This is a genomic window from Flavobacterium foetidum, from assembly GCF_004634245.1.
GTDB classification, from domain to species: Bacteria; Bacteroidota; Bacteroidia; order Flavobacteriales; family Flavobacteriaceae; genus Flavobacterium; species Flavobacterium foetidum.
Genome location: NZ_SJTF01000004.1, coordinates 283,147 through 309,355 on the forward strand (window position 1 = coordinate 283,147; position 26,209 = coordinate 309,355).

A 26,209-nucleotide genomic window follows, 5' to 3' on the forward strand; every position below is an offset into this window, starting at 1 on the left:
AACTCATTATTTTTTGAAATCCTAAATCAAAAAAACAAAAATGAATACATTAATAGCTATAACAGGATTGGGTATTTTTTGCCTATTGTTTGAAATTCTTAATTTAAGGAAAGCCATTATTCCGATTACCATTGCAGGATTGCTTGGTGTTTTGGCTCTTAATTATTGCGAGTTTGGAGCAGAACAAAGTTATTACAACAACATGATTACAGTGAGCAAATTCTCTACTGCTTTCTCATCTTTGTTTATCATTATAACCATTTTTCTGGTAGCTTTAAGTCATAATTTTTATCATAATCACCCAACCAAAATTTCAGATTATGTAGCTATAAAAGTATTTTTATTGGCTGGTGGCGTTGCGATGGTTTCGTTCGGAAACTTAGCTATGTTCTTTTTAGGGATTGAAGTTCTTTCTATCGCTTTGTATGTTTTAGCGGCAAGCGACCGTTTAAACATCAAAAGCAATGAAGCTGGAATGAAATATTTTCTTATGGGTTCTTTTGCTTCGGGTATTATCCTTTTCGGAATCTGTTTGATTTATGGAGCTATGGGGAGTTTTGATATAACAGAAATTCATGAAAGCGCCTTATCTGCCGAATTGCCAATATGGTTTCCGATCGGAATGATTTTGATGGTTGTTGGAATGCTGTTTAAAATCGCGGCTGTTCCTTTTCACTTTTGGGCTCCAGATGTATACGAAGGTTCGCCTGCTCTGACAACCGCTTTAATGAGCACGCTTGCTAAAATTGTAGCCGTTGCAACATTGTTTAAATTGGTTTCTGGTCTTAATTTAATTTCATCTCTAGAAAATCAGGATCTTTTATATACTTTCCAGAATATCGTTGTATTCTTATCTATTGCTTCTATGACTGTCGGAAACATCATGGCATTAAGACAGGTAAATGTAAAACGTATGCTTGCTTTTTCTGGTATTTCTCACGCTGGATTTATGTTAATGACACTATTAACGGTTTCTGCTTCAGCTGGTGTTTTATTGTATTACACGGCGGCTTATGCTTTAGCCGGAATTGCGGCATTCAGTGTGATTTTATATGTATGTAGAGATCATGACAATGAAGATATCACAAATTTCCACGGACTAGGAAAAACAAATCCGCTTTTGGCTGCGATTCTTACCGCATCATTATTATCAATGGCGGGTATTCCTATTTTCTCAGGATTCTTTGCAAAACTATTTTTGTTCGACCAAACCATCAAAGCAGGGTTCGTTAGTTTAGTAATTGTTGCGGTAATTAACTCAATCATCAGCGTTGGTTATTATTTCAAATTGATCATTGCAATGTATTCTAAAGAGCCTAACCAGGAAAGAACCGGAAAACCATTCCTTATTTATGCCGCAGCGGTAGTTTCGATTGCCTTAAATATTATTTTAGGTTTATTTCCTTCATTAGTTTTAGATTTACTAAACTAATCGGAAACCCCTATATTCTTAGAAAATCCATCAAACAACTTTTGATGGATTTTTTATTTTCAGCCAAATTACAAGAAGAGAAATTCATGTTAAAAAAGTCTATACGATAAACTACACTTGAAAAAAACTCCATATATTTGAGTTCAATTAAAAGTATTAAACTATGAACTTTAATTCTAACAACCCATTTTTAAGTAATAAACGATTTTCATCAAACGCTACTTCCAGAACTCAGCAAGTAAACGGGCAAGTTATTGATTATAATCAGGAAATGACTATTTCTGGAACAATCAACAAAACAGCAATCTTATTTCTAATCTTATGCGCTTCCTCTATGATTACATGGTGGATGGCATTTAATGGAATGAATCCGATGCTGCCTGCAATCGGAGGTGCTATTGTTGGTTTGATACTTGTTGTAATTTCTGCATTCAAGCCTCAAGCATCACCTTATCTTGCACCGGGATATGCATTATTTGAAGGATTGTTTATCGGAGGAATTTCAGCTATTTTTGAAATAAGATTTCCAGGAATTGTGTTGAATGCCGTGGGAGCAACTTTGGTTACTTTCTTGGTTTGTCTGGGATTATATAAGTTTAGAATAGTAAAAGTTAATGAGCAATTTAAGTCGATAGTTATTGCTGCTACATTAGCAATTGCAACTTATTACTTATTTTCTTGGCTTGCTTCTCTAATATTTAACTATACTCCTGTTCATTACGGAAATTCGTTGATGAGCATCGGAATTAGTGTTTTTGTAATTATTATAGCAGCCTTAAATTTATTTTTAGATTTTGATCTAATAGAAAAAGGAGCGCAACAAAGAATGCCTAAATTTATGGAATGGTACGGTGCAATGGGATTGATGATTACATTGGTTTGGCTGTATATCGAATTCTTAAGATTGTTATCAAAATTATACAGTAGAGATTAAATTTTTATTTCTATCATATCAAAGCCTTTCTGTTTGACCAGAAAGGCTTTTTTATTTTATATGCGAATCTTAATATAATAAAAAATAATTTTGTCTTTTTTCTTACAAATTTTAATGTAATTTTAATGCAATAAAAAAAGCAAGAATTTACCATTTTTAAACCACATTTTTTGCTGAGTAATAACTTCCTCAACGAATACAACTGATTTGTAAATTTCAATTTATGCAATTAATTACAATTTTTGTAATTTGTTGCATTTTTGATTTTTTAAAATGTAATTTTTAACGATATACAAAATTTTATCAGTAAAAAACTGCATTATTATCAATTTATATTTATTTTTGTGTAATCGATTACAACTAAACCACTTACTAATTATCATGAACCTTAAACCAAACAATTATGAAAAAAAAATTACTTTATCTGGCAGTGATGCTCATGACTGCACAGTTATGGGCTCAATCTATTAACGAAGCGTCGGGATGGCTTGAATCTGCTTTTGTAAAATGGCAACCAGTAAGCAACGCTCAAACCTACAATGTATACTACACTGGAGGTGGGCTAGTTGACCAAAAAATTGACAACGAGCTCATTAGGAGTTATGGTACCTATTTTAGAGCTGATATTCCAGGATTGAAAGCAGGAACGTACACTATAAAAATCAAACCCGTTATTTCGGGTGCTGAAGGAACCGGGACCACAACTTCTTCTTTAACAGTAAAAGCACATGACCGATCTGGATTTGCCTTTTCTAACGCTCGTGTTCCTGGCGCGTATAATGCAGACGGCACGCCAAAAAGCAATGCTGTAATTCTTTACATTACGCAACAAACAAAAAATACAATTTCGTTAAACGTTACTGGCGCATCAGCAAATCCGTGTGTCGGACTGCAAACCATACTTGACGGATATAAAAAAGGAAAAGACACAAGACCTTTAATTATTCGCATGATTGGTCAAATCACCGACTTAACTTATATGATGAATGGTGATTTAGTAATTGAAAATAATAACAATGCTGCAAGCTACATCACTCTGGAAGGAATTGGAAACGATGCTACAGCAGATGGCTGGGGGATTAGGGTTAAAAATGCTTCAAACATAGAAATTCGAAATATTGGAATTATGAATGTGGATAGTGGCGAAGGCGATAACATTGGTTTACAGCAAGACAACGATTATGTCTGGGTACATAATTGTGATTTCTTTTATGGAAAACCTGGTGGCGACGCAGATCAAATAAAAGGTGATGGAGCTCTAGATTGCAAAAAATCCACTTACGTTACCTTTTCATACAATCATTTTTGGGATAACGGAAAAAGCAATTTATTGGGTTTAAGCGAAGGAACGACTGAAGGTTTATACATCACTTACCATCATAACTGGTACGATCATTCAGATTCACGTCATCCGAGAATTCGTTATTATTCAGCTCACGTTTACAACAACTATTATGACGGAAATTCTAAATACGGCGTAGGATCTACACTAGGTTCTTCTGTATTTGTAGAGGCTAACTTTTTTAGAAACTGTAAATATCCGATGCTAACTTCAATGCAAGGCACAGACATTTTTTACGGAACTGGAGGAACATTTTCAAGCGAAGACGGTGGTACCATTAAAGCTTTCAACAACACTATGAGTGGACAAAACCGTTTTATTGCATATGATACTTCAACATATCCTGTAGAGTTTGATGCCTACGTTGCTTCAACTAGAAATGAAACCATCAGCAGTAGTATCAAATCAAAAAAAGGAGCTAAAACTTATAATAATTTCGACACCAATTCAAGTGTGATGTATGCTTATACTCCAGAAAGTCCTGAAAATGCAAAAACAACAGTTATGCAGTATGCTGGACGTGTTTCTGGTGGCGATTTTCAATGGACATTCAATAATGCCGTTGATGATACCGCAGATGGCGTAAACATAGGGTTGAGAGATGCGCTAAACGCTTACCAGACAAGTTTGGTTGCTGTACAAGGAGAAACAATCGGAAACCAAACGTTAACCTCAACTTCTAACAACAATCAAACTGTTGCTAGTGGTACTGCAATACAATCGATAGTTTTTACATGGGGCGGAGATGCAACAGACGCAACAGTAACGGGTTTACCAGCTTCTGGATTATCATTTGTAAAAAACACTACAGCTAAAACAATCACAATTACGGGAACTCCAACCGCTACAGTAAGTTATTCTATTGCTACAACAGGTTCGGCAGGAACTCCTGCAACAGGATCTGGTACAATAACAGTTAATGCAACTGCAACTCAAACATTGACATCTACGAATAACAACAGTCAAACCGTTGCAGCCGGAACAGCAATAAATACAATTGTATTTACTTGGGGCGGCACTGCTACCGATGCAACAGTAACCGGGTTACCAGCTTCTGGAATCAGCTTTGTGAAAAACACTTCGGCTAAGACCATTACCATTACAGGAACACCAACTGCGAATGTAGCGTATACAGTAACGACTACAGGAACAGGAACCGCAGCAACAGCTTCTGGAACTATAACCGTTACAACTAGTAATCCTTCTGGAGATGAAATACATAATTTTACTGTATCTGGAAAAGACAGCGATTTCTACACTATAACAGGCAACCTTTCTACAACAAAAGGAACAGTTACCTATAATGGTTTGACTCTTACCCAATGTTTAAAAATCGAATCTTCTACCAACATTTCGTTTACAACTACTCAAACAAGTACTTTAACTTTGGTCTTTGTTGAAGCGGCAGCCACTATAAAAGTGGATAATATAGATAAAGTAGCAACAAACGGAATTGTAACAGTATCACTTACCGCGGGAAGTCATACTATAACCAAAAAAGATACTTCGAACTTATTTTATATGAGCACGATTTACAATACCGGAAACTTAAAAATTGCTGATTCTGATTTATTTTCTCAGACCGAAGAAAAAGTAATTTTACACCCAAATCCGGTGAACAGTACTTTATATTTGACTGACAATGCTCAAAAAGTGGAAAGTATCGAAATTTTTAATATTCTAGGAAATTTGGTAAAAACTGTTCAAAGAAACACTGAAACAATCGACTTCAGTAATCTGGCACCAGGAACTTACATTGCAAGAATCCAAACTACTGCAGGAACGATTAATCAGAAAATCATAAAAAAATAAATCTTTTCTAAACAAAGAAAGGCTTCCTAAATTTTGGAAGCCTTTTGCATTTTATTTCTATCTATTACGGTTTCTGAATTCTTGTTGCTCTGTTATTTTTCCAAATTCACTCAAACATTTTTTTATCGTTTCTAGATTAATTCCAACGAAAAATAACATACCAATAAAAATTACAATCCAGCTGTAAACAATCTTTACAAAAGAAATATCAGATGCAGCTACGTAGAAAATGAATGTTGGCAGAATCGATACTATAAATGTCAGTCCTAATACCAGCATTAACGGATTTATGATAAAACTGTTTATGCTATGAAGCCCAAGTTTTCTACTAATGATTGCTAAAAAAATCAAAGCCAAAATTCCGAAAACTATGCCTGCAAAACTATAAATCATAACAATATCAGGCTGATTGTTTATCAGTTGTTCATATCCAAAAAAAGTATCAAAATTGAATTCCATCGTACTTCTTTTGTTCTGGTGTTACATCAAATAAACTCTGAGATTTATACCCCATCATTTTGGCTAAAATAAAGTTAGGGAACTCTTCAATTCCCACATTGTAAAGATTTATGCTGTCGTTAAAAAACTCTCTTCTGTCTGCAATTTTATCTTCCATTTGCGAAACTCTTCGCTGCAGTTCCAAAAAATTACTGTTGGATGCTAAGGTTGGATAATTTTCAGAAACAGCAAATAGGTTTTTCATCGTTTTTGAAAACTCATTTGCATTTTCAATTTTTTCTCCAACTGATTTTGAGTTCAAAAAATCGGTTCTTAATTTAGTTAGATTCGTTAATAATTCCGTTTCATGTTCCATAAATTTAGAAGCCACTTTTACCAACTCTGGAACTTCTTCTGCTCTTTGCATTAGAATCACATCTATGTTTCTAAAGGCTTTTTCATAATTATTTTTAAGCATAACCAGCTTATTATAAATTCTGATGAAAAAATTAAAAAATATAATTAGAAGAATTATTCCGGCTATTAAAGCGATGTTTTGAACAGTCATATTGGTTAGTTTAGAATGATATAAATAATTAGAAGCGAAATAAAAAACAAGGTAATCAAAAAAGAATCCAACAAAAGTTTGTATTTATTTCTAAAGGAAATACTTCTCGGAATTGCAATTCCAAATACACTATCTGGGTTTCCTTTTTTTATGATTGTATTTCCATTATCCGAAGAGGCGTAACCCACCAAAAACATATAATCATTATTTTTTAGATACGTTTCAGAATGCCTAGTCTTACCACCCTTTTGATTATCAACCCTATCAAAAAAGTACTCCATTCCTTCTCCGTCAACAGTAACAGAACCTGTTTCGTCTTTAATTTTAAATTTACCTGTCTTAATTTCACTAAAAATAGTCGAATAAGTCGTTCTTCCATCATCGTCAGGTTTGCTTTCTTCTTCAATTTTATAATAATATCCAATGCAGGGTTTATTAAAATACGGCGAAATAATAGGTTCGATTTCTTCTAAATCGCCTTCTACTTCGACCATTCCCATCGCAATTGAATCAATTTTTGAAGTGGGAAGAATGGATTGCAGACGCATAAATTTGCTTTTACTGCTGGGAAAAAAGATATTCTTTAGGATAATAAAACCGGGAATAATTAAAAAAAGAAGTTTTAGATTTCCGGTCTCCGCCAATAAAGCAAAAGTTCCAAAAATGCTGGCTACTATAAAAAAACCTAGAATCTTTTGACCAAAAGTGGTTTTTGGAATGTTATGTTTTTTATTAAACTTTTCTCGCTCTATTTTATCCTCTTTACTACTTTGAATTCCCGAATAAATCATACCTATAATTGCAAAAACAAAAACAGAAATAAATAATAGCAGCACAGCAGCCAAAGGAAAAGAAGGGTCTATTAAAAAACTAATTCCAACAATAGCGGGAGATAAAATAAAAAACAGCCAATTTGGAAATTTCAAATTAAAGAGACCAGAAAAAATTACCGTTTGAAACAAAGCGATTCCTAAACTAAAAAGCATTAAAAAAATAACCTCTACAGCATCTGTTTTGTTATGGGTTAAAAATTCAAAAAGATCATTCATAAAATGGCAAATAGTTTTTAAAATATAATTTCAACTTCACTAGAAAGTAATTTTCTTATTCTGCTTCTCTCTAAGTCTGAAATAGGATTATTACTTAAATCCAAACCGATAAGTTTATGCAATTTATTGACCTCATTCGGTATTTCAGTAATTTCATTATGACTTAAAACCAAGAACTTTAAACTTTTAAACTGTAAAATCTCTATAGGAAATGTTTTCAATTGTTGTTTAGACAAATCCAATTCGATAACCAGTTCTGGTTTTAATTTAGCCTCCTCTAGATTATAAAAAGTCGTTTTTTCTTTTTTCTTCTCTTCCTTATTTCTGCTTAAAAGACCAAATCCCGCTAAAATCAAAGACGCTATAAAAAAGATGCACAAAAACGCTGGCCAAATTGGATCATCTTTTTTTTCTGATGTAAAAAGACGAGCGTAAATGTAATAAGCCATTCCGAGAACAAGTGTAAGAAACAGCCCAAGAAATAGTAAATAAAGACAATATTTTATTATAGAAAAAATCACATTTTTTACTGCGGTCGTTTTCTTTGCAATGAAAAAGTATGCGACCAGACCTAAAATTAAAATCCAAAAAACCGCTACGCCGATTATTGCAATTTTATTTCCGTTTTCAATAATAGCAAATGAGAAAGAAATAGGAAACATTAAAGCAAACCCAATTAAAAGTGCTGCTAAACCAAGAGACAAACAGCCACCCTTTTGTTTTTTATTGGATGATTTCAGCCATAGATAGGCCAATAAAAAAGATAACGGAATAACTCCAATAAATGCATATCCAAAAGGAGTAAGTCCAGCTAAAAAAATCACAGTCATTATTAGTTGCTTATAAATTAGTCATCATTATGATGCTCGGAAAATAACGGCAAACACAAATTAAAGTAAAAATACTACAAATTGTGCCATAAAAAACCGCTTTCTTCAATTAATGAAAAAAGCGGTTTGCAATTAAATTGGGTATCTTTTACAAATCAAATTTAATTCCCTGCGCCAATGGAAGATTTGTGGTATAATTAATCGTATTCGTCTGACGTCTCATGTAGATTTTCCAAGCATCAGAACCTGATTTGAATTAACTCGGAATTCTTTAAAGAAAATAGTTTTTTCTATTTATTTAGTCTCTTTACTTTCGTCAAAGTAAGAAAAGAATTTATAACAAATTATTAAAGACTTGCTTTCACAAATACTCTTTTCAAAACTCCATTTTTTTCGACTCCTTTCACAATTAACATTAATTGCTTGTGAGTTTTATGAAATACCTTGCAATGAACAAGTTTAATATGTCCTAAATAAGAGTTCCCTTTAAAAACCTTAACGGCATTTTTATCAAAAGCATTTTCTGGCTCTAATTCGTATCTTAAAATATCCCCTACAACAATCATTTCTGAAGGAATTTTGGCTTCACTTAACCCTGTTATTTCTGTCACAAATGATAGTCCATCTTTTGGATTAAAATCAGCTAAAAATTCAAAACTATCCGTAGGAAGCAGACCTTGCGTAAAAGCTAACATATAATATTTATCATCTCTTTTAGTAAGATCAATGCCCCAAAAATCATAAAAATCCTTTAAATCTGGTCTTTCGCTTCTAATTAAACGTTGTCCAAAAATTTCAATTACATTTTCAGAATAAATCTTATCCGTGTCAGGAAAACCTTCGTAATGTACAAAACCAAGTTTTTTTGCTTTATCTACTCCTGCCTGATTATATTGAAAGCGGATTCCTTCTGAAGCACTTTTTTTTATAGTACCTACAGATATTCGACTACTGCCTTTTCCTGGTCTCCAGATAAGGTGTATGTTTCCTATTGCTTTCATAAAAGTTTTATTAAATTTTCGATACGCAAAGTTATCACTTTAAACATCAATTGCTTTCTTTCGTCAGATAATTTAAAGTTAATTAAATTAATTGGAATGTTCTTATCGATATTATCTATAATTTCTTTAATTAACTCGGAATTATATCTTTCTTTGACTCTTTTAATATATTTTTTAGTTTTAGGATTTTCATTTATTAATAGTTCAATGAGCTCCAAATGCTTTTTTTTCTTCAAATTACCATTCCAATGAATTTCCGATTCACCTTTTTTCACATAGGCTTCCAGCATTTGTTTATCATTCAACATTTTTAAAACTCTTTGATCAGTATGCTCCCTTCCGAGACAACATCCACTATCATAAATTGGAGCAAAATGATAATTATAAGTGTACGTAACATAATCTGAGTTCATTTTTACATGAACTTTTGTTTCTTCTTTTAAATTGCTATTTGACAGTTTTTTTATTTTATTTTTAATTTTATCAAAAACACTTGATATCTCTTCTTTCACCAAATCTTCATCTAACTCATAAGTTGACAGAACACCCCAATTTTCTTGGTGTCTATCTGAATTTCCAATAATACTATCGAACACAATAATTTCAATTATATTTTTGATAAAATGATCCAAAGAAAAGTCTTTAAGCGCATCACAAATAAATTGAAATGTATAGTCTTTTTTATGCTGGTCGGGATCATAGTGAGGTCTAAAACCTGTTAAATAAGTTTTACCCTCTGTTAATTTATCATTTGAATTTAAAATCATAGATTTTGATATGCACCCAATTCTTTGTTTATGATTTTCATCAAATGCAATATTGTAATCCAACATTGGAAACCCTAAAAACTGTCCTATTTTTGAAGAAACAATTTCCGACCAAAACTCTGTCGGATATCTAATCTCCCCTTCAATTGTTTCTTTAGATCCCTTGAAAAAATATTCATCGTTAGTAGTTGGTTCCAAAGCAATATATTTACTTCTCGTTCCACCTGTACTATAATGCACATTTTTGTGCCATTCGGAAATATCCGTAAATGTCGCTTCAAATTGATTCATAAAATAAATTAAATAAAAATGCTTAATCTAAAATAGAAAAAGCATTTTAAATAACCCGATGTTTATCATATTTTACAAATCAAATTTAATTCCCTGCGCCAACGGAAGATTTGTGGTATAATTGATCGTATTCGTCTGACGTCTCATGTAGATTTTCCAGGCATCAGAACCTGATTCGCGTCCTCCTCCGGTTTCTTTTTCGCCACCAAAAGCACCACCAATTTCTGCTCCCGAAGTTCCAATATTTACGTTTGCAATGCCGCAATCAGAACCTGTTACAGATAGAAATCTTTCGGCTTCTCTTAAATTATTAGTCATAATTGCTGATGATAATCCCTGCGCAACACCATTCTGAATTTCGATTGCATTATCAACTTCTCCAGAATACTTTAGCAGATATAAAACGGGAGCGAAAGTTTCGTGCTGTACAATTTCAAATGAATTTTCTGCTTCTGCAATTGCTGGTTTCACATAACAGCCACTTTCGTAGCCTTCTCCTGAAAGCACTCCTCCTTCAACCAAAATTTTTCCGCCTTCGGCCACTACTTTATTTAAAGCCGACGCATACATTTCTACAGCATGAACATCAATCAGAGGGCCGACATGATTATTTTCGTCCAGCGGATTTCCGATTCGCAATTGCTTGTAAGCGGCCACTAATGCGTCTTTAACTCTATCGTAAATACTTTCGTGAATGATTAACCTACGTGTCGAAGTACAACGCTGACCGGCTGTTCCGACTGCTCCAAAAACAGCTCCAATAACCGTCATTTTTATATCAGCATCTGGCGTAACAATAATCGCATTGTTTCCTCCTAATTCTAATAAAGATTTTCCTAATCGGGCTGCCACTTTCTGTGCCACTATTTTTCCCATTCTTGTCGAACCTGTTGCAGAAATAAGCGGAATGCGAGTATCGCCGGTCATTAATTCGCCTATTTTGTAATCGCCGTTTATCAAACAAGAAATTCCTTCTGGCAAATTATTTTCTTTAATAACCTCAGCGATTATATTCTGGCATGCAATACCGCATAGAGGTGTTTTTTCAGAAGGTTTCCAAACGCATACATCACCACAAATCCATGCCAATGCTGTATTCCAAGACCAAACCGCAACCGGAAAATTAAACGCCGAAATAATTCCAACAATTCCTAGCGGATGATATTGCTCGTACATTCTATGTCCCGGTCTTTCAGAATGCATCGTTAATCCGTGAAGCTGACGCGATAAACCGACAGCAAAATCGCAGATATCAATCATTTCTTGAACTTCTCCGAAACCTTCCTGCAATGATTTTCCCATTTCGTAAGAAACCAATTTACCAAGCGCCTCTTTATTTTGTCGCAATTTTTCTCCAAACTGACGTACAATTTCACCACGTTGTGGCGCAGGAATTAATCTAAAAGTCTTAAAAGCCTCCGTTGCGGTCTGAATTACTTTTTCGTAATCTTCAGACGTTGACATTTTTACTGAAGCAATTAATTTTCCGTCAACAGGTGAATAACTTTCTAAAATTTCTCCCGATGAAAAATTATTTGTTCCTGTCGATGTTCCTTCATTTATGGTTTTGATGCCCAATTTTTCCAGAGCTTCCTTCATTCCAAATTGCGATGCTATTGTTGTCATTGTAACTTTTTTAGTTAAAATTGTTATATTATAAATGTAAAGATATTATTTCAGATTGAATTTCAATTAAATATTCCTTTTAAAAGCTTTCTTGCTTCCTAAAAACAAAATGATCAAAAAGAGAATAAAACTCAATATAGACAAACCATAAATAATAATTTCTTTTCTCTTCAATTCTTCTTCAAAAGAATTTTTTACTAAGTCGATTTGATATTCAATATTATCTTGAAATCTTGAAATTTTAACTTTTTTATCATTCAAAAAATCTTTGTTCAATTTATTTAACAAAACTAATTCTGTCGAATCGATATTTTTTAATAAATCAGTTCTCGAGCAAATCGAGCTATACAAGGCATAACTGCTACTCTTAGCATAAATCAGATATTCTTTCCCGATGTCAAAAAAGAAGTCGCAAGACCCAGAATCAGTAGCCAGCAAATCTCTAAATTCATAACCAGGAAAAAAATTCCCTTTGTATGACTTTTTTATTTTTACTGAAAACACATAGACCTTTTGGCCATAACTTCCATATAACAAGCTATCTATTTTTACTATTTCCCCAACAAAAACCTCGCTTGCTAGTTCCCAATTTTTCTCTATTGATGGTTTTCCAGAGCAATCACAGCAATATGCTTTTGAAGACATTAAAATAAAAAACAGTACGAAAACTATGTTTCTAATCATGATTTAATATTTTTAGACAAATGTAAATTTATGATTAATTACAATGATTTTTTCCATAATAGAGTGCTTTGTTTCTATTTTATTGATGAAATTTGCAACACCAATTTTTTAGATTATGAATAATTTCAGCCGTTTTTTTCTTTGTTTTCTTTTAATTTCATCGAATGTTTTTTCTCAAAAAGAAAAATCCTCTTTTCAGGTAGTTCCTTTAGGAATAAAAGGCGGAATTGACGAAAAAAACCTTTCGGCTTATTTGCTTGCTCCGATTAACACAAACGATTATATCTGTCTCGATGCCGGAACTATAAATGCCGGAATTGAAAAAGCGATCGAAAAGAAAACTTTTAAAGTTTCGACAAGCGAAGTTTTAAAAAAATATATAAAAGGTTATTTGATCTCACATGCACATCTGGATCATGTTTCGGGTTTGATCATCAATTCTCCTGCTGATTCTTCTAAAACCGTTTATGCAACAGAGAAATGCATGGAAATGATGGAAAATCATTATTTTAATGATGAGACGTGGGCAAATTTTGGAGATAAAGGTCCTGGTTTTCCACTAAAAAAATATCACTTTCAAACTCTAAATATTGGTGAAGAAACTTCAATTTCAAATACTAAAATGACGGTTAAGGCTTTTCCGTTAAGCCACGTCAATCCATTTGAAAGCACTGCTTTTTTAGTTAAAAGCAATAATGAATACGTTTTATATTTAGGCGACACAGGTCCAGACGAAGTAGAAAAAAGCAATAATCTTCGCGACTTATGGAAAACTATAGCTCCGTTGGTAAAAGCCAAAAAATTGAAAGGCATTTTTATTGAAGTTTCGTTTCCTAACGAACAGCCAGATAAATTTCTGTTTGGGCATTTAACCCCAAATTATTTAATGAAAGAACTTCATATTTTGGAAGAAATGGCTGGAAAAGGATCTTTAGAGAATTTTAAAATCATTATTACACATTTAAAACCTCCTGCAAAAAATATTGCCAAAATTAAAGAGCAGTTAAAAGCCCAAAACGATTTAGGATTGAAGCTTATTTATCCTGAACAAGGCAAGAAGTTTGAGTTGTAGAATTTAATTTTGTAAGTTATTTTTTATATTTTAGCTGACTAAATTTTTTGAAAAATGAAAATTGTTTGGTCAAAAAAAGCAAAGTATAACTTTTACTCTATTCGAAATTATCTAGAATTATACTGGTCACCATTAATAGCAGAAAAATTTATTCTTGATGTATTAAGAGTAAATAAATTATTAGAAAAAAATCCTCAAATAGGAAAATATAGGGATGATTTAGAATGCCGAGAAATAGTAATCTCAAAACATATCACTTTGTATTATGAAATAAAAGAAAATCAAATAAAACTGATTGCTTTTTGGAATAATCGCCAACAACCTCCTTTGAACTCTTATGATTTATAAATCTAAATAAGATTTTTACTTCTCAATTCTGCAAGCATTTCCTCATGAGTAATAAAATCTCCATTTTCGAAATCACGTTTGCCCTGTTCGATTTCTTGTTTTAATTCTAATCTGAAATTTTCTTCTGGAGAAAGAATTTTAGCGATTGAAAGCATTTCATCTGCAGAAAAAGTCTGAGTCTTTAATTTACGATAGAATGTTGGACTTGGAATACCGACTTGCTCAATAATATAGCTTTTTTTAAAAGGTGATTTGTTCATTAAACTTTCTATATTATCGACAATATTTTTATATGCGATTATCTCTTGTATCATTTTTGATATAATTATAGATTATTTATAATACAAAAATACATCAAAAATGATTGCAAAATTCATATTGAGCGTAAAAAAATAAACCCGACAGGTTTTAAAACCTATCGGGTTTGATATCTAAAATTAAATTCAATTTATTTCTTTGCCACAAATCTCGGATCTGTTTCCATAACTGTTCCACATTTATCGCAGGTTCTCAATTCTTCTGAATTGTAAAAATGCTCAAAATGAGGTAAGAAATCTTTCTCGATATTATGCAGTTCAAAATACACTTCATAAAGTTTGTGATTGCAATTGTCACAGTGCCAAAGCAAACCATCGGTAAAACCTTGCCCAGCACGTTTACGCTCTATTACCAAACCTATAGAACCTGCAGAACGAACGGGAGAATGTGGCACTTTTGCTGGATGCAAGTACATATCGCCTGCGTTTAATTCCATTTCCTTTCGCTCACCATCTTCCTGAATTACCACTTTTATACTGCCTTCTAATTGATAAAAAAGCTCTTCGGTTTCGTTATAATGATAATCTTTTCTCGCATTTGGGCCCGCCACAATCATTACAATGTAATCTCCAGAATCTATATATAGGTTTTTATTTCCAACAGGCGGTTTTAGTAAATGACGGTTTTCGTCAATCCATTTGGTGAGGTTAAAAGGTTTTGCTATAGCCATTTTTTTAATTCTAAATTTTGAAAAGCTAAGGTAGTGAATTTGCAAAGACGCATTGCAGTGCGTCTTAAGGTTTCTAATTCCATTTCGATAAAAAAATAGAAGTGCTACAGTGCGTATCTACGATCCAAATTCTTTTATCAAATAAATGTAAACAGGAAAATGGTCGCTGAAACCAGCTTCTGACAATGTATTTCGGAGCGGGTAACCTTTGTATTGCCCCGAGGATTGAATAAAGTATGGAGCCTTGTAAATTCCTGCTTTCCAAAAATTAAAAGTGGTAAAGTCTGATTTGGTCAAGGATTCGGTCATTATAATTTGATCAAAAACATTCCAAGAATCTCGAAAGGCAATAGTTCCCATTCCCTTGTTCATAAGTTCTTCAAACGGATTGAAAACATCAAATTCTTTCATTTCTTCTTTTTTGCCTTTTGCTCCCAAAGCAACCTTAATGCTGTTATTGATTGGCCCGTCATTAAAATCTCCCATTGTCATTACTTTTGCATTCGGGTTAATGCGCTGTAGCGAATCGATAATTTTTCGGTTTAATTTCCCTGCCGCTTCTCGAAACAAAGTTGTCGCTTTTTCACCTCCTGATCGAGACGGCCAATGATTGACAATAATATACATTTCTTCATTTTCTAAAAACCCCGAAACCAAAAGCTGATCTCTTGTAAAAACACGATTGTTGTTTTCTTTCTTAACTTCAAGCTCATCATCTTCAACTTCTACTTGCTCTTCTTTCTTTGGGAGTTTCCTTTTATAAACAAGTAATGGAATATTAGAAAAGGAAGTCGGGCGAAAATATTTTTTTTGATAAAGCAACGCAACGTCAATTCCTCGTTTGTCGGGTGAATCAAAATGAATAATTCCGTAATCAAATTGCTGCAGTTTCGGTTCTTTGATTAAATCTTCTAAGACTCCCCTGTTTTCTACTTCGGCGCAGCCTAACAAAATGGGCGCATTCGAATTTTCTGGTGTTCCTATTTCAGAAATTACTCTGGATAGATTTTTAAGTTTTTGATGGTACTTTTCATTTGTCCAATTTTGTGCGCCGTTTGGTGTCCACTCATCATCATTTGTAAAGGCATCGTTATTGGTATCATAGAGATTTTCTAAATTATAAAATGCAATGGTGTGAATTTTGTATTTTTTGGATTGCGAAAAAATCTGAAACGAACAGAAGATAAGGATGTAAAAACTAATTTTAAAAAACTTCATAAATTTACTTTTTAAAGTCCAATATTAAGCATTTTATTTAATTGTAAGAAAATTCAAATAATTTTAACTTCTAATTTTTTTATATTTGTTTATCATTCAAAATGAAAAGCAATACACTAATGATAATGAAAAACTCTTTCTTCAAAAAACACTTTACAATCGCATTTCTTATTTTTGCTTTTCAATCGTTCACCTGTCAATCACAACAAAACATGATAACACCACATTATTTACAAAAAGGAGATACAGTTGCCCTTGTAGCAACAGCCAGAAAAAACATCGACGACAATCTAAAACCTACAATAGATTTACTGAAAAGCTGGGGACTAGAAGCCGTCGTTGGAAGTACCATCGGGTTAGATTATCATCAACTGGCCGGAACAGATGAACAAAGAGCGGCAGATTTTCAGAAACAACTTGACAATCCGAACATAAAAGCTATCTGGTGCGTGAGAGGCGGTTACGGAACTGTCAGAATGCTGGACTTATTAGATTTTACCAAATTCAAACAACATCCAAAATGGATAATCGGCTTTAGCGATGTCACAGTTCTGCATAATCATTTAAACACAATGGGATACAAATCGATACACGGTGTGATGCCCGTTACAATTCCGCGCGCTACACCTGCTGCAATCAGTTCAATGAAATCGAGTTTGTTTGGCGAACCTGTTTCTTACTCAATTCCAGCACACAATATGAACCGATTTGGAAAAGGGACTGGAGAAATTGTAGGCGGCAATCTTTCTATTTTATATAGCTTATTAGGCTCTCCATCGGCAATCGACTGTAAAGATAAAATCTTATTTATTGAAGATCTAGATGAATATCTATATCACATCGACCGCATGATGATGAATCTGAGACGTAACGGCTGTATAGAAAACCTAAAAGGAATTATTATAGGCGGTATGACCAAGATGAAAGACAACGAAGTTCCTTGGGGCAAAAACGCCTTAGAAATTATCGACGACGTAACTAAAAAGTATACTATACCAGTAATATTCAATTTCCCTGCAGGACATATTCAAGATAACAGGGCTTTGATAATGGGAAGCACAATTTCTATTGATGTAAATGCTTCTGGAAGTACCGTTATTTTCCAAAAATAAATATTTCCTATCTAAGGAATTTCCAAAAATACCACATAAATCACGTAAAGGCGCAAAGTCACACAGTGTAAATCACTCTGTGGCTTTGCTTTTTTATTCGCTATATCATGCAAAATTGAAACCTGAAACAAAAACATAACCATGGCAGAACATAACGAACTCGGAAAATTAGGTGAAGATTTAGCCGCATCTTATCTTGAAGAAAATGAATATGAAATTTTGGAAAGAAACTTTACTTCACAAAAAGCCGAAATAGATATTATTGCCAAAAAAGATAATGTTATTGCCATTGTTGAAGTAAAAACCAGATCAAGTTTAGATTTCGGTTTGCCACAAGATTTTGTAAAGCCCAAAAAGATACAACAACTGGTAAAAGCAGTAAATGCCTACATAAACGATAGGGAAAAGGATTTTGAAGAAGATTTAGAAATCCGTTTTGACATCGTTGCAATCCATAAAAACGGGGAATCATTTGCAATTGAACATCTTACCGACGCATTTTATCACTTTTAACATAATTTTTTATTGTTATAATTGTAACAAATTGTTTTTTTATTTATATTTGCAGAGATTTATAACATCGCAATGTTAAATTAACAACCAACCGAATTACAAAAAAAAAAAAAGAATTATGAAAACTGTGTCTTCTATTGTAGAAAACTACATTAAAACAAAACCATTTCTACTGAACGCCCTTTCGCTCGGAATTATTAACCTGACTTCACTTTCGCGAAATATTATGACCGAACTAGAAAGTGAGTTTGGGAAAGAAGTAAAACAAGGAGCTGTTGTAATGTCTTTGAAACGACTTACGGAAGAACTGGATTTTAAATTGAACCATAAAATCAACAAAGTAATCAAGAATATCGGAGAAATCACGGTTCGTTCTGAGCTTACCGATTACACTTTTGCCGCTTCTGAAACGGTTTTAAACAAACAGGCCGATTTAATTTCTGACATTAATGCTTTATCTGATATTTTTTATACCTCATCTCGTGGTGTTAACGAAACCAATATCGTTGTCAGCAGCAGTGTGAATCATTTAGTTGAAAAACACTTTATGAGAGAGAAATTAATTCAGAAATTAGATAATTTGGCTTCGATTACTGTAAAACTGCCAAAAGAAAATATCGTAGTTCCTGGAATTTATTATTTTATCTTCCAACGTTTGGCTTGGGAAGGAATTATCATCAATGAGGTAATTTCTACTTCTAATGAATTTACTATATTAGTTGGAGAAGATCAGGTAGACGTTGCTTTTAAAGTGATTAAAGATCTTAAAAACTAAATAATCTTAAATAATAATTCATAAATCCTTTTATCTGTCGGTAAAAGGATTTTTTATTTTTTAGATGCTCGCATACTTTAAAAGACAAATGAAATAACAGGAATATTTTTCCGTATTTACATAATCAAATTTTATTTTTTTATCAAATGCGTTCATATGACACATACCTGTAAAAAGTGGTCTTTCGGCGTTTTTTGCCTGTTTCATACAAAAAACTAACAAAAAATACGAATTAAGTTTTTTTACATATGATTTGTTACGAATAATATTTTTATATATTTGTGAAACAATCTAGCAAATCAATATTACAATATATTCCTTAGAATTTATTCTGAGGCCTCTTTTTAACTTACGATGAAAATCATCTAACCAAAAACCACTATAATGCCAAAAATCACTCCGCGGAGTGATTTTTTTTGCTTTATATTGAAACAAAAGACTTTAAACAAAAAAGAGAGTAATACTTTTGAGTAATTAAAATGAGTAAGTGAGCGTTACGCCGACTTCATTTTTTAGAGTGATGTCATTACGACTGAAACTAGGCTTAAAAGCCAAATTCTCGTTGACATTAAACTGCGATAAAGCCGCATCAATATTGGCGTCGATAATATTTAAGACGTAAAAACCAACCATAAAAAGTGCTGATAAATCTCGGTTGCGCTGAAATCCTTTTTGCGCTCTAATTAGCCTGTTTTCGTCTAATCTAGCAAGGCTTGGCGAATCGCTTACCTTTCCTTCAAGTCTATTTTTATATTCATTTCTGTACATTCTATAACTCTTCTGATTGTCTATATACAAATAAGTACTTACACCAATTGCACCGTAAACCAAAGGAAGTTTCCAATATTTTTTATTGTAAATCTGACCCAAACCGGGTAGAACTGCAGAATAAAAGGCCGCTTTTGCGGGTCGAAGCGGATCAATAGTTTCAGATTTTAAAGAATCGTTTGAAATGATTTTGTCTGTACCTTGGGCAAAAATAGAAGTAAATCCAAAAAGTAAAAAAAGAACAAGAAATTGATTTTGCATAAATGTTGGCTTTGAAAATTTTGATTCAAAGAAAACTTTTTAGTTCTAAGGTTTTTCCTAAATAAAAGGTAAATAAAACTTAATTTTTTTAGCCAAGAATTCACGAATTATTTAAAAATAATTTGTTGCAATCCTTAATCATTAATTAGAAAATTAGAAAATATCTTACTAGTAATAATCCAAAATTATTTCATCTTCTGAGTTAAGATTTACTCCGTCCTCATAAATATAATGGGTCTTTTTTATAGGAAAATTTTCTGAATTATAAAGCATTTTATCTTTTACATAAGTTTTTCCATGATATTTTATTGCTGTTCTATTATTTGGAGAATAATAAATTGCAGGTGAACTAAGGGTATTATAAATTACATAATACAAACTTTGATTTAGTTTTTTAAAGCTGTAATAATATGGATTATTTTTATCATCATATTCATTTTCCTCAATATCAATATAATTAGTTCTATTACTTGATATTCTTTTTATTATATTCCCTCTTGTATCATAAACAAATTCAGTCGTAGAATAGTTTTCTTCACCATTCTCGTCTGTAAAACCCTTAACAGCAATCGTTTTTAAAATTCTTCCTGTATCATCTGTGTTAAGTTCAGTAACATAAGTATGTGGCTTATCAAGGAATAGTACTTGATAGTGTGTCACTATTACCTTATTCTTAGTATATTCCAATGTCGTATAATCATCAGATCCTTCAACAGTAGTCTTAATCAGCCGTTTTTGACTATCATATTCATATAAATTAGATTGAGAATACGTTGCTGATTTGTATTTTTGCTTTATCACTTTTCCTTCTGCATCATACTCATATTTGTAATTTTGATTTTCACCATCTGCCGATTGATACGTTATTTCTGTTAAAAATCCATTTTCAAATTTGTAAAGCTCTTCATAACCTCCTTTTTCAACTGTAACAGACTTTAATAAATTCTTATTAAAATCCTTACCATATGAATCATTAGAATTATCAGAACTGCAGCCTAGAACCGCACTTATTATTAGTATATAAAGTAATATATTTTTTGCTTTCATATAAATAATTAAAATTTTACTCCTCAAACAATTCCATCAACTCCAAAGCCCGTTTTATAGACTTTACATTTTCAAAAGTCAACAACAAACGTAAGCCGTTTACGGTTTGTTTTTCTTTCATTTTGCAGAGTGTTGCATGCTTTTGAACAAAATTCAAGACGTTTCTAAACTTAGAAGATTGATAATAATCAGATTGTTGGTCTGATACGAAATAGCCAATCATTTTGCCTTGTTTCAAGACCAATTTCTCGATACCGACTCTTGTGGCAATCCATTTTATTCTGATGCTGTTTAATAAGGCAACAGCTTGTTTTGGCAATGGACCAAAACGGTCAATTAGTTTTTTCTCGAATTCTTGTAAATCGGCTTCGTCTTTTATGGCTCCTAATTCGTTGTACAAGACCAAACGCTCCGAAACGTTATTGATATATTCATCTGGAAATAAAAGCTCAAAATCGGCATCTATTTGAATGTCTTTTACATATTCCTTTGTATCAATGTCGTTTTCCTCAGGATACAAATCCTTAAATTCGTTTTCCTTTAATTCTTCAATCGCTTCGTTCATGATTTTTTGGTAGGTATCAAAACCAATCTCATTAATGAAACCACTTTGTTCTCCTCCTAATAAATCTCCGGCACCGCGAATTTCCAAATCTTTCATGGCAATGTTGAAACCGCTTCCCAATTCACTAAACTGTTCCAAAGCCTGAATACGTTTTCTAGCATCTTCGGTCATTGACGAATACGGCGGACAGATAAAATAGCAGAATGCTTTTTTGTTGCTTCGCCCTACTCGACCTCGCATTTGATGCAAGTCTGATAAGCCGAAATTGTTAGCATTATTGATGAAAATTGTATTCGCATTTGGAACATCCAATCCGCTTTCGATGATTGTGGTTGCCACCAAAACATCAAAATCTCCGTTCATGAAACCCAACATCAATTCTTCGAGTTTTGCGCCATCCATTTGCCCGTGACCAATTCCGACTCTTGCATTTGGAACCAAACGCTGAATCATTCCCGCCACTTCTTTTATATTTTCGATTCGGTTATTGATAAAGAAAACTTGTCCGTTTCTTTGAATTTCATACGAAATCGCATCGCGGATAATTTCTTCATTAAAACCAACGACATTCGTTTCAATCGGATAACGATTTGGAGGAGGCGTTGTAATTACCGATAAATCTCGCGCCGCCATCAACGAAAACTGAAGCGTTCTCGGAATCGGCGTTGCGGTTAATGTCAGCGTATCGACATTGGCAGCGATAGTCTTCAGTTTATCTTTTACGTTTACGCCGAATTTCTGTTCCTCATCGACAATCAATAAACCGAGATCTTTAAAAACCACATTTTTGTTTACCAATTGATGCGTTCCAATTACAATATCTAGTTTTCCTTCGGCTAAATCTTTTAAAGTCTGTGCTTTTTGTTTTGCAGTTCTAAATCTATTCAAATAACCAATGGAAACTGGCATGTCTTTTAAACGCTCTGAGAAGGTTCTGTAATGCTGATACGCCAAAATCGTTGTTGGAACCAAAACCGCAACTTGTTTACTATTATCAACCGCCTTAAAAGCAGCACGAATCGCCACTTCGGTTTTTCCGAAACCAACATCACCACAAACCAATCGATCCATAGGGCGGTCACTCTCCATATCGGCTTTTACTTCTGCCGTCGATTTCATTTGGTCTGGCGTATCTTCGTAAATAAACGAACTTTCTAATTCGTTTTGAAGATAACTGTCTGGCGCAAACTGAAAACCTTTTTCTAAACGGCGTTTCGCATAAAGCTGAATCAAGTTGAACGCAATATGTTTGACGCGCGCTTTGGTTTTCTGTTTTAAAACCTTCCAAGCATTCGACCCTAATTTATAGATTTTGGGAGGCGTTCCGTCTTTTCCGTTGTATTTTGAGATTTTATGAAGCGAATGAATGCTTACATACACAATATCATTATCGGCATAAACTAATTTTATGGCTTCCTGCGTTTTTCCTTCTACTTGAATTTTCTGCAATCCGCCAAACTTCCCGATTCCGTGATCAATGTGCGTGACATAATCACCGACAGAAAGTGCGGTTAATTCTTTTAAAGTGATATTTTGCTTTTTAGAATAGCCGTTTTTGATGTTGAATTTATGATAACGCTCAAAAATCTGATGATTGGTATAAGCCGTTATTTGGTTTTCTTCATCAATAAAGCCCTGATACAAAGGAAGCACAATCGTGTGATAATGTTTTCTGATGTTCTCTGAATTGGCTTCGTCTAAGCTTTCAAAAATATCATGAAAACGTTTTGCCTGAGTTTCATTCGAACAAAACAGATAATTAACATATCCGTTAAAATGATTATCGCTCAGATTATTCAGCAATAAATCAAATTGTTTGTTGAATGACGGCTGAGGCTGAATATGAAATTCGAATTTTTTAGTGGTTTTAAAAACCGGTCTCGAGGTCAACTCTACAACCGAAAAATCTAAAGCTCGTTTTATAAATGAAGCTTGATTTAAAAACAATTGCTCTGGCGTGGCGTGTTTTATTTCTTTCGAAAGTTTCTCAAAAGCTTCTTCTGCTCTTGCAAATTGTTTGTCTAACTGACTAAAAAGGCCTTCTGTATTTTGAATGAAAAGAACTGTTTTCTCCGCAATGTAATCTAAGAAACTTTCACGGTTTTCCTGAAAAAGCTTGTTTTCGACATTCGGGATAATCGTGATTTTTTTATGCGTTTCTACAGACAATTGTGTCTCTACATCAAAAGTTCTGATGCTGTCGACTTCGTTTCCGAAAAACTCAATTCGATACGGATGATCGTTTGAGAAAGAGAACACGTCTACAATTCCACCACGAACTGAAAATTCTCCAGGTTCTGTGATAAAATCTACTCTTTTGAATTCGTATTCGAACAAAACTTCATTGATAAAATCAATCGAAATCTTATCATTTAAGGCTACTTTTAAGGTGTTTTTGTCTAATTCCCTACGAGTAACTACCTTTTCAAAAAGCGCTTCCGGATAGGTAACAATTACCGCTAGCTTTTTTCGAGAATTGATTCTATTTAAAACCTCAGCACGAAGTAGAACATTTGCATTATCAGTCTCATCTATTTGATAAGGGCGGCGAAATGATGCAGGGTAAAACAAAACATCTTGTTCTCCAATCATTTGCTCTAAATCGTTTAGGTAATAAGCGGCTTCTTCTTTGTTGTCTAAAACAATCAAAAAAGGCAGTTCGGTTTTCCTGAAAACGGAACGTATAATAAACGAAACAGCAGATCCTAATAATCCGCTGATGTTCATTTTTACCTGATTCCCTTCCAGTAAACTTGTGGCAATCTGCTGTGCTTTTGGCAGATTATCGTATGTGGTATATAAGGCGTTTTTACTCAATTTTAGGAATATTTTGATCTAATGGCGGAGCAGAATTCGGAATCGCACGCGCCGTGTCTAACATTTTTAAAAAATCTGCTTCTCCTTCTTCTTTCGGAATCTTGCTTCTTTCAATAACCTTATCCATCTGCCTTTCTAAAGAAATCAATTCTTTATTGATTTCTCCAACCAAAAAAACCACTTTATCGTCTGGAATTTTATTTAAATGAATAAACAAATCCAGCATTCGAATTTTGGTAATTAAAATTGAAATACGGCTTTTGATGTGCGGTTGATTAAATTCAGGCGGAATATTATTGTTTAAGGCCATTGCTTTTTTTGAAATCACTGCCGATTTTTTCTGAAAAGCACCTATTGTTTTTTTCGGTTTATATCCCAATTCCTGAAGAAATTCGCGCCACTCTTTCCATGAGTTTATTTTTGATTCTGAAATCTCATTAATAGGCTCGTCAATAAAAATCCAGTTTTTACTGATATTATTAAAAATAACTTCTTTCTTTTTAGCTTCCTTGGCATTCTCAGCTTTGCGTTTCTCATTTTCATTCTGACAGGAAATCAACACAAAAAATAAAAGTGCGAAAAGAGATATTTTATGATTCATTTGTAAAACATTAGACTGCAAAGTTACGAAGTAAATTTTACAATTGTAAACTCTGTTTTTTTACTGCAACTCCTACAAGTTTACATTTGTCTTTTCCTGCCCATTTACAAGATTTCTTTTTTATCTTCTCATAAAAACAAAAATATAGCATCCTATTCTTAACGAAAGCCTTCTGTCAAGAATTTTGTAACGAACAAAGTTTTTTATTGTTGAATTAATAATTTATGATTGTAAAAAACAGATGTTATTGCGAAAACGTTATATTTGTGTCTGCAAAAAATAACAAAAAATGAATCCAAAAATATTGATCATTGGCGCATGCGGTCAGATTGGTACAGAACTGACGCAAAAGTTGCGCAAATTATACGGAACCGAAAATGTTATCGCTTCTGATATCCGTAAATTAAATACTGATGTTGTTAATTCAGGTCCGTTTGAAGTGGTCAACGCTTTAGATTTTAATCAGATTGAACATTTGGTAGAAATTCATCAAATTACCGATGTGTATTTGATGGCTGCACTTTTGTCGGCTACAGCAGAAAAGAATCCTGCTTTTGCTTGGGACTTAAATATGAATTCGCTTTTTCATGTTTTAAATTTGGCTAAAGCTAAAAAAATACAGAAAATTTTCTGGCCATCAAGTATTGCAGTTTTCGGACCTACAACTCCAAAAGAAAACACGCCTCAATATACCATAATGGAACCTTCAACGGTTTACGGAATCAGTAAACAATCAGGCGAAAGATGGTGCGAATACTATCATAATATCTACGGTGTTGATGTGCGCAGTATTCGTTATCCTGGCTTAATCAGCTGGTCTACTCCTCCAGGGGGCGGCACTACAGATTATGCTGTTGATATTTTCTACAAAGCGATTGCAGATAAAAAATACGAATGCTTTTTATCTTCAGAAACCAAAATGCCAATGATGTATATGGATGATGCAATCGATGCAACCATCAACATCATGAAAGCTCCAGCGGAGCAGATTAAGATTCATTCATCGTACAATTTAGCCGCAATGAGTTTTACGCCAACTGAAATTGCCGCCGAAATCAAAAAACATATTCCAGAATTTGAGATTACGTACAATCCAGATTTCCGTCAGAAAATTGCGGACAGCTGGCCGGCAAGTATCGATGATTCTGCTGCCAGAGAAGATTGGGGATGGAATCATAAATTTGATTTGGAATCAATGACAAAAGATATGATTGAGCATTTGGGTTGAAATCTTGTTCAGTAAGGATTTTAATATCATTATAAAATATTGCCTCCAGCTAAAGCTGGAGGTTTTTTATTGTTTTGTCATTTCGACCGAAGGGAGACTCGAGCGATAGCGAACTGGCAAAG

General features: G+C 33.3%; 24 protein-coding genes. 9 read left to right on the top strand and 15 right to left on the bottom strand.

From position 1 onward, the window contains the following. Positions 1-40 precede the first annotated feature (40 nt). From E0W73_RS07810 to E0W73_RS07820, 3 genes are all read left to right on the top strand, one after another. Complete coding sequence (locus E0W73_RS07810; protein ID WP_135221524.1) at positions 41-1,432, top strand: NADH-quinone oxidoreductase subunit N; 1,392 nt, start codon at positions 41-43, stop codon at positions 1,430-1,432. Between the two features lie 163 nt (positions 1,433-1,595). Then, complete coding sequence (locus E0W73_RS07815) at positions 1,596-2,366, top strand: Bax inhibitor-1/YccA family protein (protein WP_135221525.1); 771 nt, start codon at positions 1,596-1,598, stop codon at positions 2,364-2,366. Between the two features lie 403 nt (positions 2,367-2,769). Then, positions 2,770-5,520, top strand: coding sequence for a pectate lyase family protein (locus tag E0W73_RS07820; RefSeq protein ID WP_135221526.1), 2,751 nt, complete (start codon positions 2,770-2,772; stop codon positions 5,518-5,520). Between the two features lie 57 nt (positions 5,521-5,577). On the opposite strand, the gene E0W73_RS07825 is transcribed toward E0W73_RS07820, so the two are convergent. The 8 genes from E0W73_RS07825 to E0W73_RS07860 all read right to left on the bottom strand — a co-directional run bounded on the left by E0W73_RS07825 (position 5,578) and on the right by E0W73_RS07860 (position 12,774). Continuing rightward, on the bottom strand, positions 5,578-5,979 hold the full coding sequence (locus E0W73_RS07825) for a hypothetical protein (RefSeq protein ID WP_135221527.1): 402 nt from the start codon (positions 5,977-5,979) through the stop codon (positions 5,578-5,580). Next, positions 5,963-6,436: a LemA family protein gene (locus tag E0W73_RS07830; RefSeq protein WP_244248449.1), complete on the bottom strand. Its 474-nt coding sequence runs from the start codon at positions 6,434-6,436 to the stop codon at positions 5,963-5,965. The genes E0W73_RS07825 and E0W73_RS07830 overlap by 17 nt, the downstream gene beginning before the upstream one ends. A 95-nt stretch (positions 6,437-6,531) precedes the next feature. Continuing rightward, positions 6,532-7,575 carry a hypothetical protein gene (locus tag E0W73_RS07835; RefSeq protein WP_135221529.1) on the bottom strand — a complete coding sequence of 348 codons (1,044 nt, stop codon included), beginning with the start codon at positions 7,573-7,575 and terminating at the stop codon, positions 6,532-6,534. Between the two features lie 17 nt (positions 7,576-7,592). After that, complete coding sequence (locus E0W73_RS07840; protein WP_162847676.1) at positions 7,593-8,279, bottom strand: leucine-rich repeat domain-containing protein; 687 nt, start codon at positions 8,277-8,279, stop codon at positions 7,593-7,595. 473 nt (positions 8,280-8,752) lie between these two features. Further along, entirely contained in the window at positions 8,753-9,406 is a 654-nt protein-coding gene (locus tag E0W73_RS07845; RefSeq protein WP_135221531.1) for a hypothetical protein, read from the bottom strand. Next, entirely contained in the window at positions 9,403-10,464 is a 1,062-nt protein-coding gene (locus E0W73_RS07850) for a HipA domain-containing protein (protein ID WP_135221532.1), read from the bottom strand. Before E0W73_RS07850 ends, E0W73_RS07845 begins: the two co-directional genes overlap by 4 nt. Before the next feature lie 72 nt (positions 10,465-10,536). Further along, entirely contained in the window at positions 10,537-12,090 is a 1,554-nt protein-coding gene (amaB, locus tag E0W73_RS07855) for an L-piperidine-6-carboxylate dehydrogenase (RefSeq protein WP_135221533.1), read from the bottom strand. A 66-nt stretch (positions 12,091-12,156) separates the two neighbouring features. After that, positions 12,157-12,774, bottom strand: coding sequence for a hypothetical protein (locus E0W73_RS07860; RefSeq protein WP_135221534.1), 618 nt, complete (start codon positions 12,772-12,774; stop codon positions 12,157-12,159). Positions 12,775-12,889: 115 nt separating this feature from the next. Here E0W73_RS07860 and E0W73_RS07865 point away from each other — a divergent pair, with 115 nt between their 5' ends. Then, positions 12,890-13,846, top strand: coding sequence for an MBL fold metallo-hydrolase (locus tag E0W73_RS07865; protein WP_135221535.1), 957 nt, complete (start codon positions 12,890-12,892; stop codon positions 13,844-13,846). Positions 13,847-13,900: 54 nt separating this feature from the next. Next, on the top strand, positions 13,901-14,194 hold the full coding sequence (locus tag E0W73_RS07870) for a type II toxin-antitoxin system RelE/ParE family toxin (RefSeq protein WP_135221536.1): 294 nt from the start codon (positions 13,901-13,903) through the stop codon (positions 14,192-14,194). A gap of 2 nt (positions 14,195-14,196) precedes the next feature. On the opposite strand, the gene E0W73_RS07875 is transcribed toward E0W73_RS07870, so the two are convergent. The 3 genes from E0W73_RS07875 to E0W73_RS07885 form a co-directional block, all read right to left on the bottom strand. Then, positions 14,197-14,508 carry a hypothetical protein gene (locus tag E0W73_RS07875; protein ID WP_135221537.1) on the bottom strand — a complete coding sequence of 104 codons (312 nt, stop codon included), beginning with the start codon at positions 14,506-14,508 and terminating at the stop codon, positions 14,197-14,199. A 134-nt stretch (positions 14,509-14,642) separates the two neighbouring features. Then, the gene (locus E0W73_RS07880) at positions 14,643-15,182 is read right to left on the bottom strand and encodes a 3-hydroxyanthranilate 3,4-dioxygenase (RefSeq protein ID WP_135221538.1); all 540 of its coding nucleotides are present in this window, start codon (positions 15,180-15,182) and stop codon (positions 14,643-14,645) included. A gap of 117 nt (positions 15,183-15,299) precedes the next feature. Then, on the bottom strand, positions 15,300-16,400 hold the full coding sequence (locus E0W73_RS07885) for an endonuclease/exonuclease/phosphatase family protein (protein WP_135221539.1): 1,101 nt from the start codon (positions 16,398-16,400) through the stop codon (positions 15,300-15,302). 212 nt (positions 16,401-16,612) lie between these two features. On the opposite strand from E0W73_RS07885, the gene E0W73_RS07890 reads away from it, so the two are divergent. The 3 genes from E0W73_RS07890 (at position 16,613) to E0W73_RS07900 (ending at position 18,800) form a co-directional block, all read left to right on the top strand. Then, entirely contained in the window at positions 16,613-17,512 is a 900-nt protein-coding gene (locus tag E0W73_RS07890; protein ID WP_135221540.1) for a S66 peptidase family protein, read from the top strand. 141 nt (positions 17,513-17,653) lie between these two features. Beyond that, positions 17,654-18,025, top strand: a complete 372-nt coding sequence (locus E0W73_RS07895; protein WP_135221541.1) for a YraN family protein — start codon at positions 17,654-17,656, stop codon at positions 18,023-18,025. Positions 18,026-18,143: 118 nt separating this feature from the next. Then, positions 18,144-18,800, top strand: a complete 657-nt coding sequence (locus tag E0W73_RS07900; protein ID WP_008466087.1) for a hypothetical protein — start codon at positions 18,144-18,146, stop codon at positions 18,798-18,800. A gap of 474 nt (positions 18,801-19,274) precedes the next feature. On the opposite strand, the gene E0W73_RS07905 is transcribed toward E0W73_RS07900, so the two are convergent. From E0W73_RS07905 to E0W73_RS07920, 4 genes are all read right to left on the bottom strand, one after another. Continuing rightward, entirely contained in the window at positions 19,275-19,829 is a 555-nt protein-coding gene (locus E0W73_RS07905) for a DUF5683 domain-containing protein (protein WP_135221542.1), read from the bottom strand. Between the two features lie 168 nt (positions 19,830-19,997). Further along, entirely contained in the window at positions 19,998-20,876 is an 879-nt protein-coding gene (locus E0W73_RS07910) for a hypothetical protein (RefSeq protein ID WP_135221543.1), read from the bottom strand. Positions 20,877-20,892: 16 nt separating this feature from the next. Next, positions 20,893-24,258, bottom strand: a complete 3,366-nt coding sequence (gene mfd / locus E0W73_RS07915) for a transcription-repair coupling factor (protein WP_135221544.1) — start codon at positions 24,256-24,258, stop codon at positions 20,893-20,895. After that, on the bottom strand, positions 24,251-24,859 hold the full coding sequence (locus tag E0W73_RS07920; protein WP_135221545.1) for a hypothetical protein: 609 nt from the start codon (positions 24,857-24,859) through the stop codon (positions 24,251-24,253). Before E0W73_RS07920 ends, mfd begins: the two co-directional genes overlap by 8 nt. Before the next feature lie 289 nt (positions 24,860-25,148). Here E0W73_RS07920 and E0W73_RS07925 point away from each other — a divergent pair, with 289 nt between their 5' ends. Continuing rightward, positions 25,149-26,087 (top strand): L-threonine 3-dehydrogenase, encoded by a 939-nt coding sequence (locus E0W73_RS07925; protein WP_135221546.1) that lies wholly within the window; start codon positions 25,149-25,151, stop codon positions 26,085-26,087. The last annotated feature ends 122 nt before the right edge of the window (positions 26,088-26,209 follow it).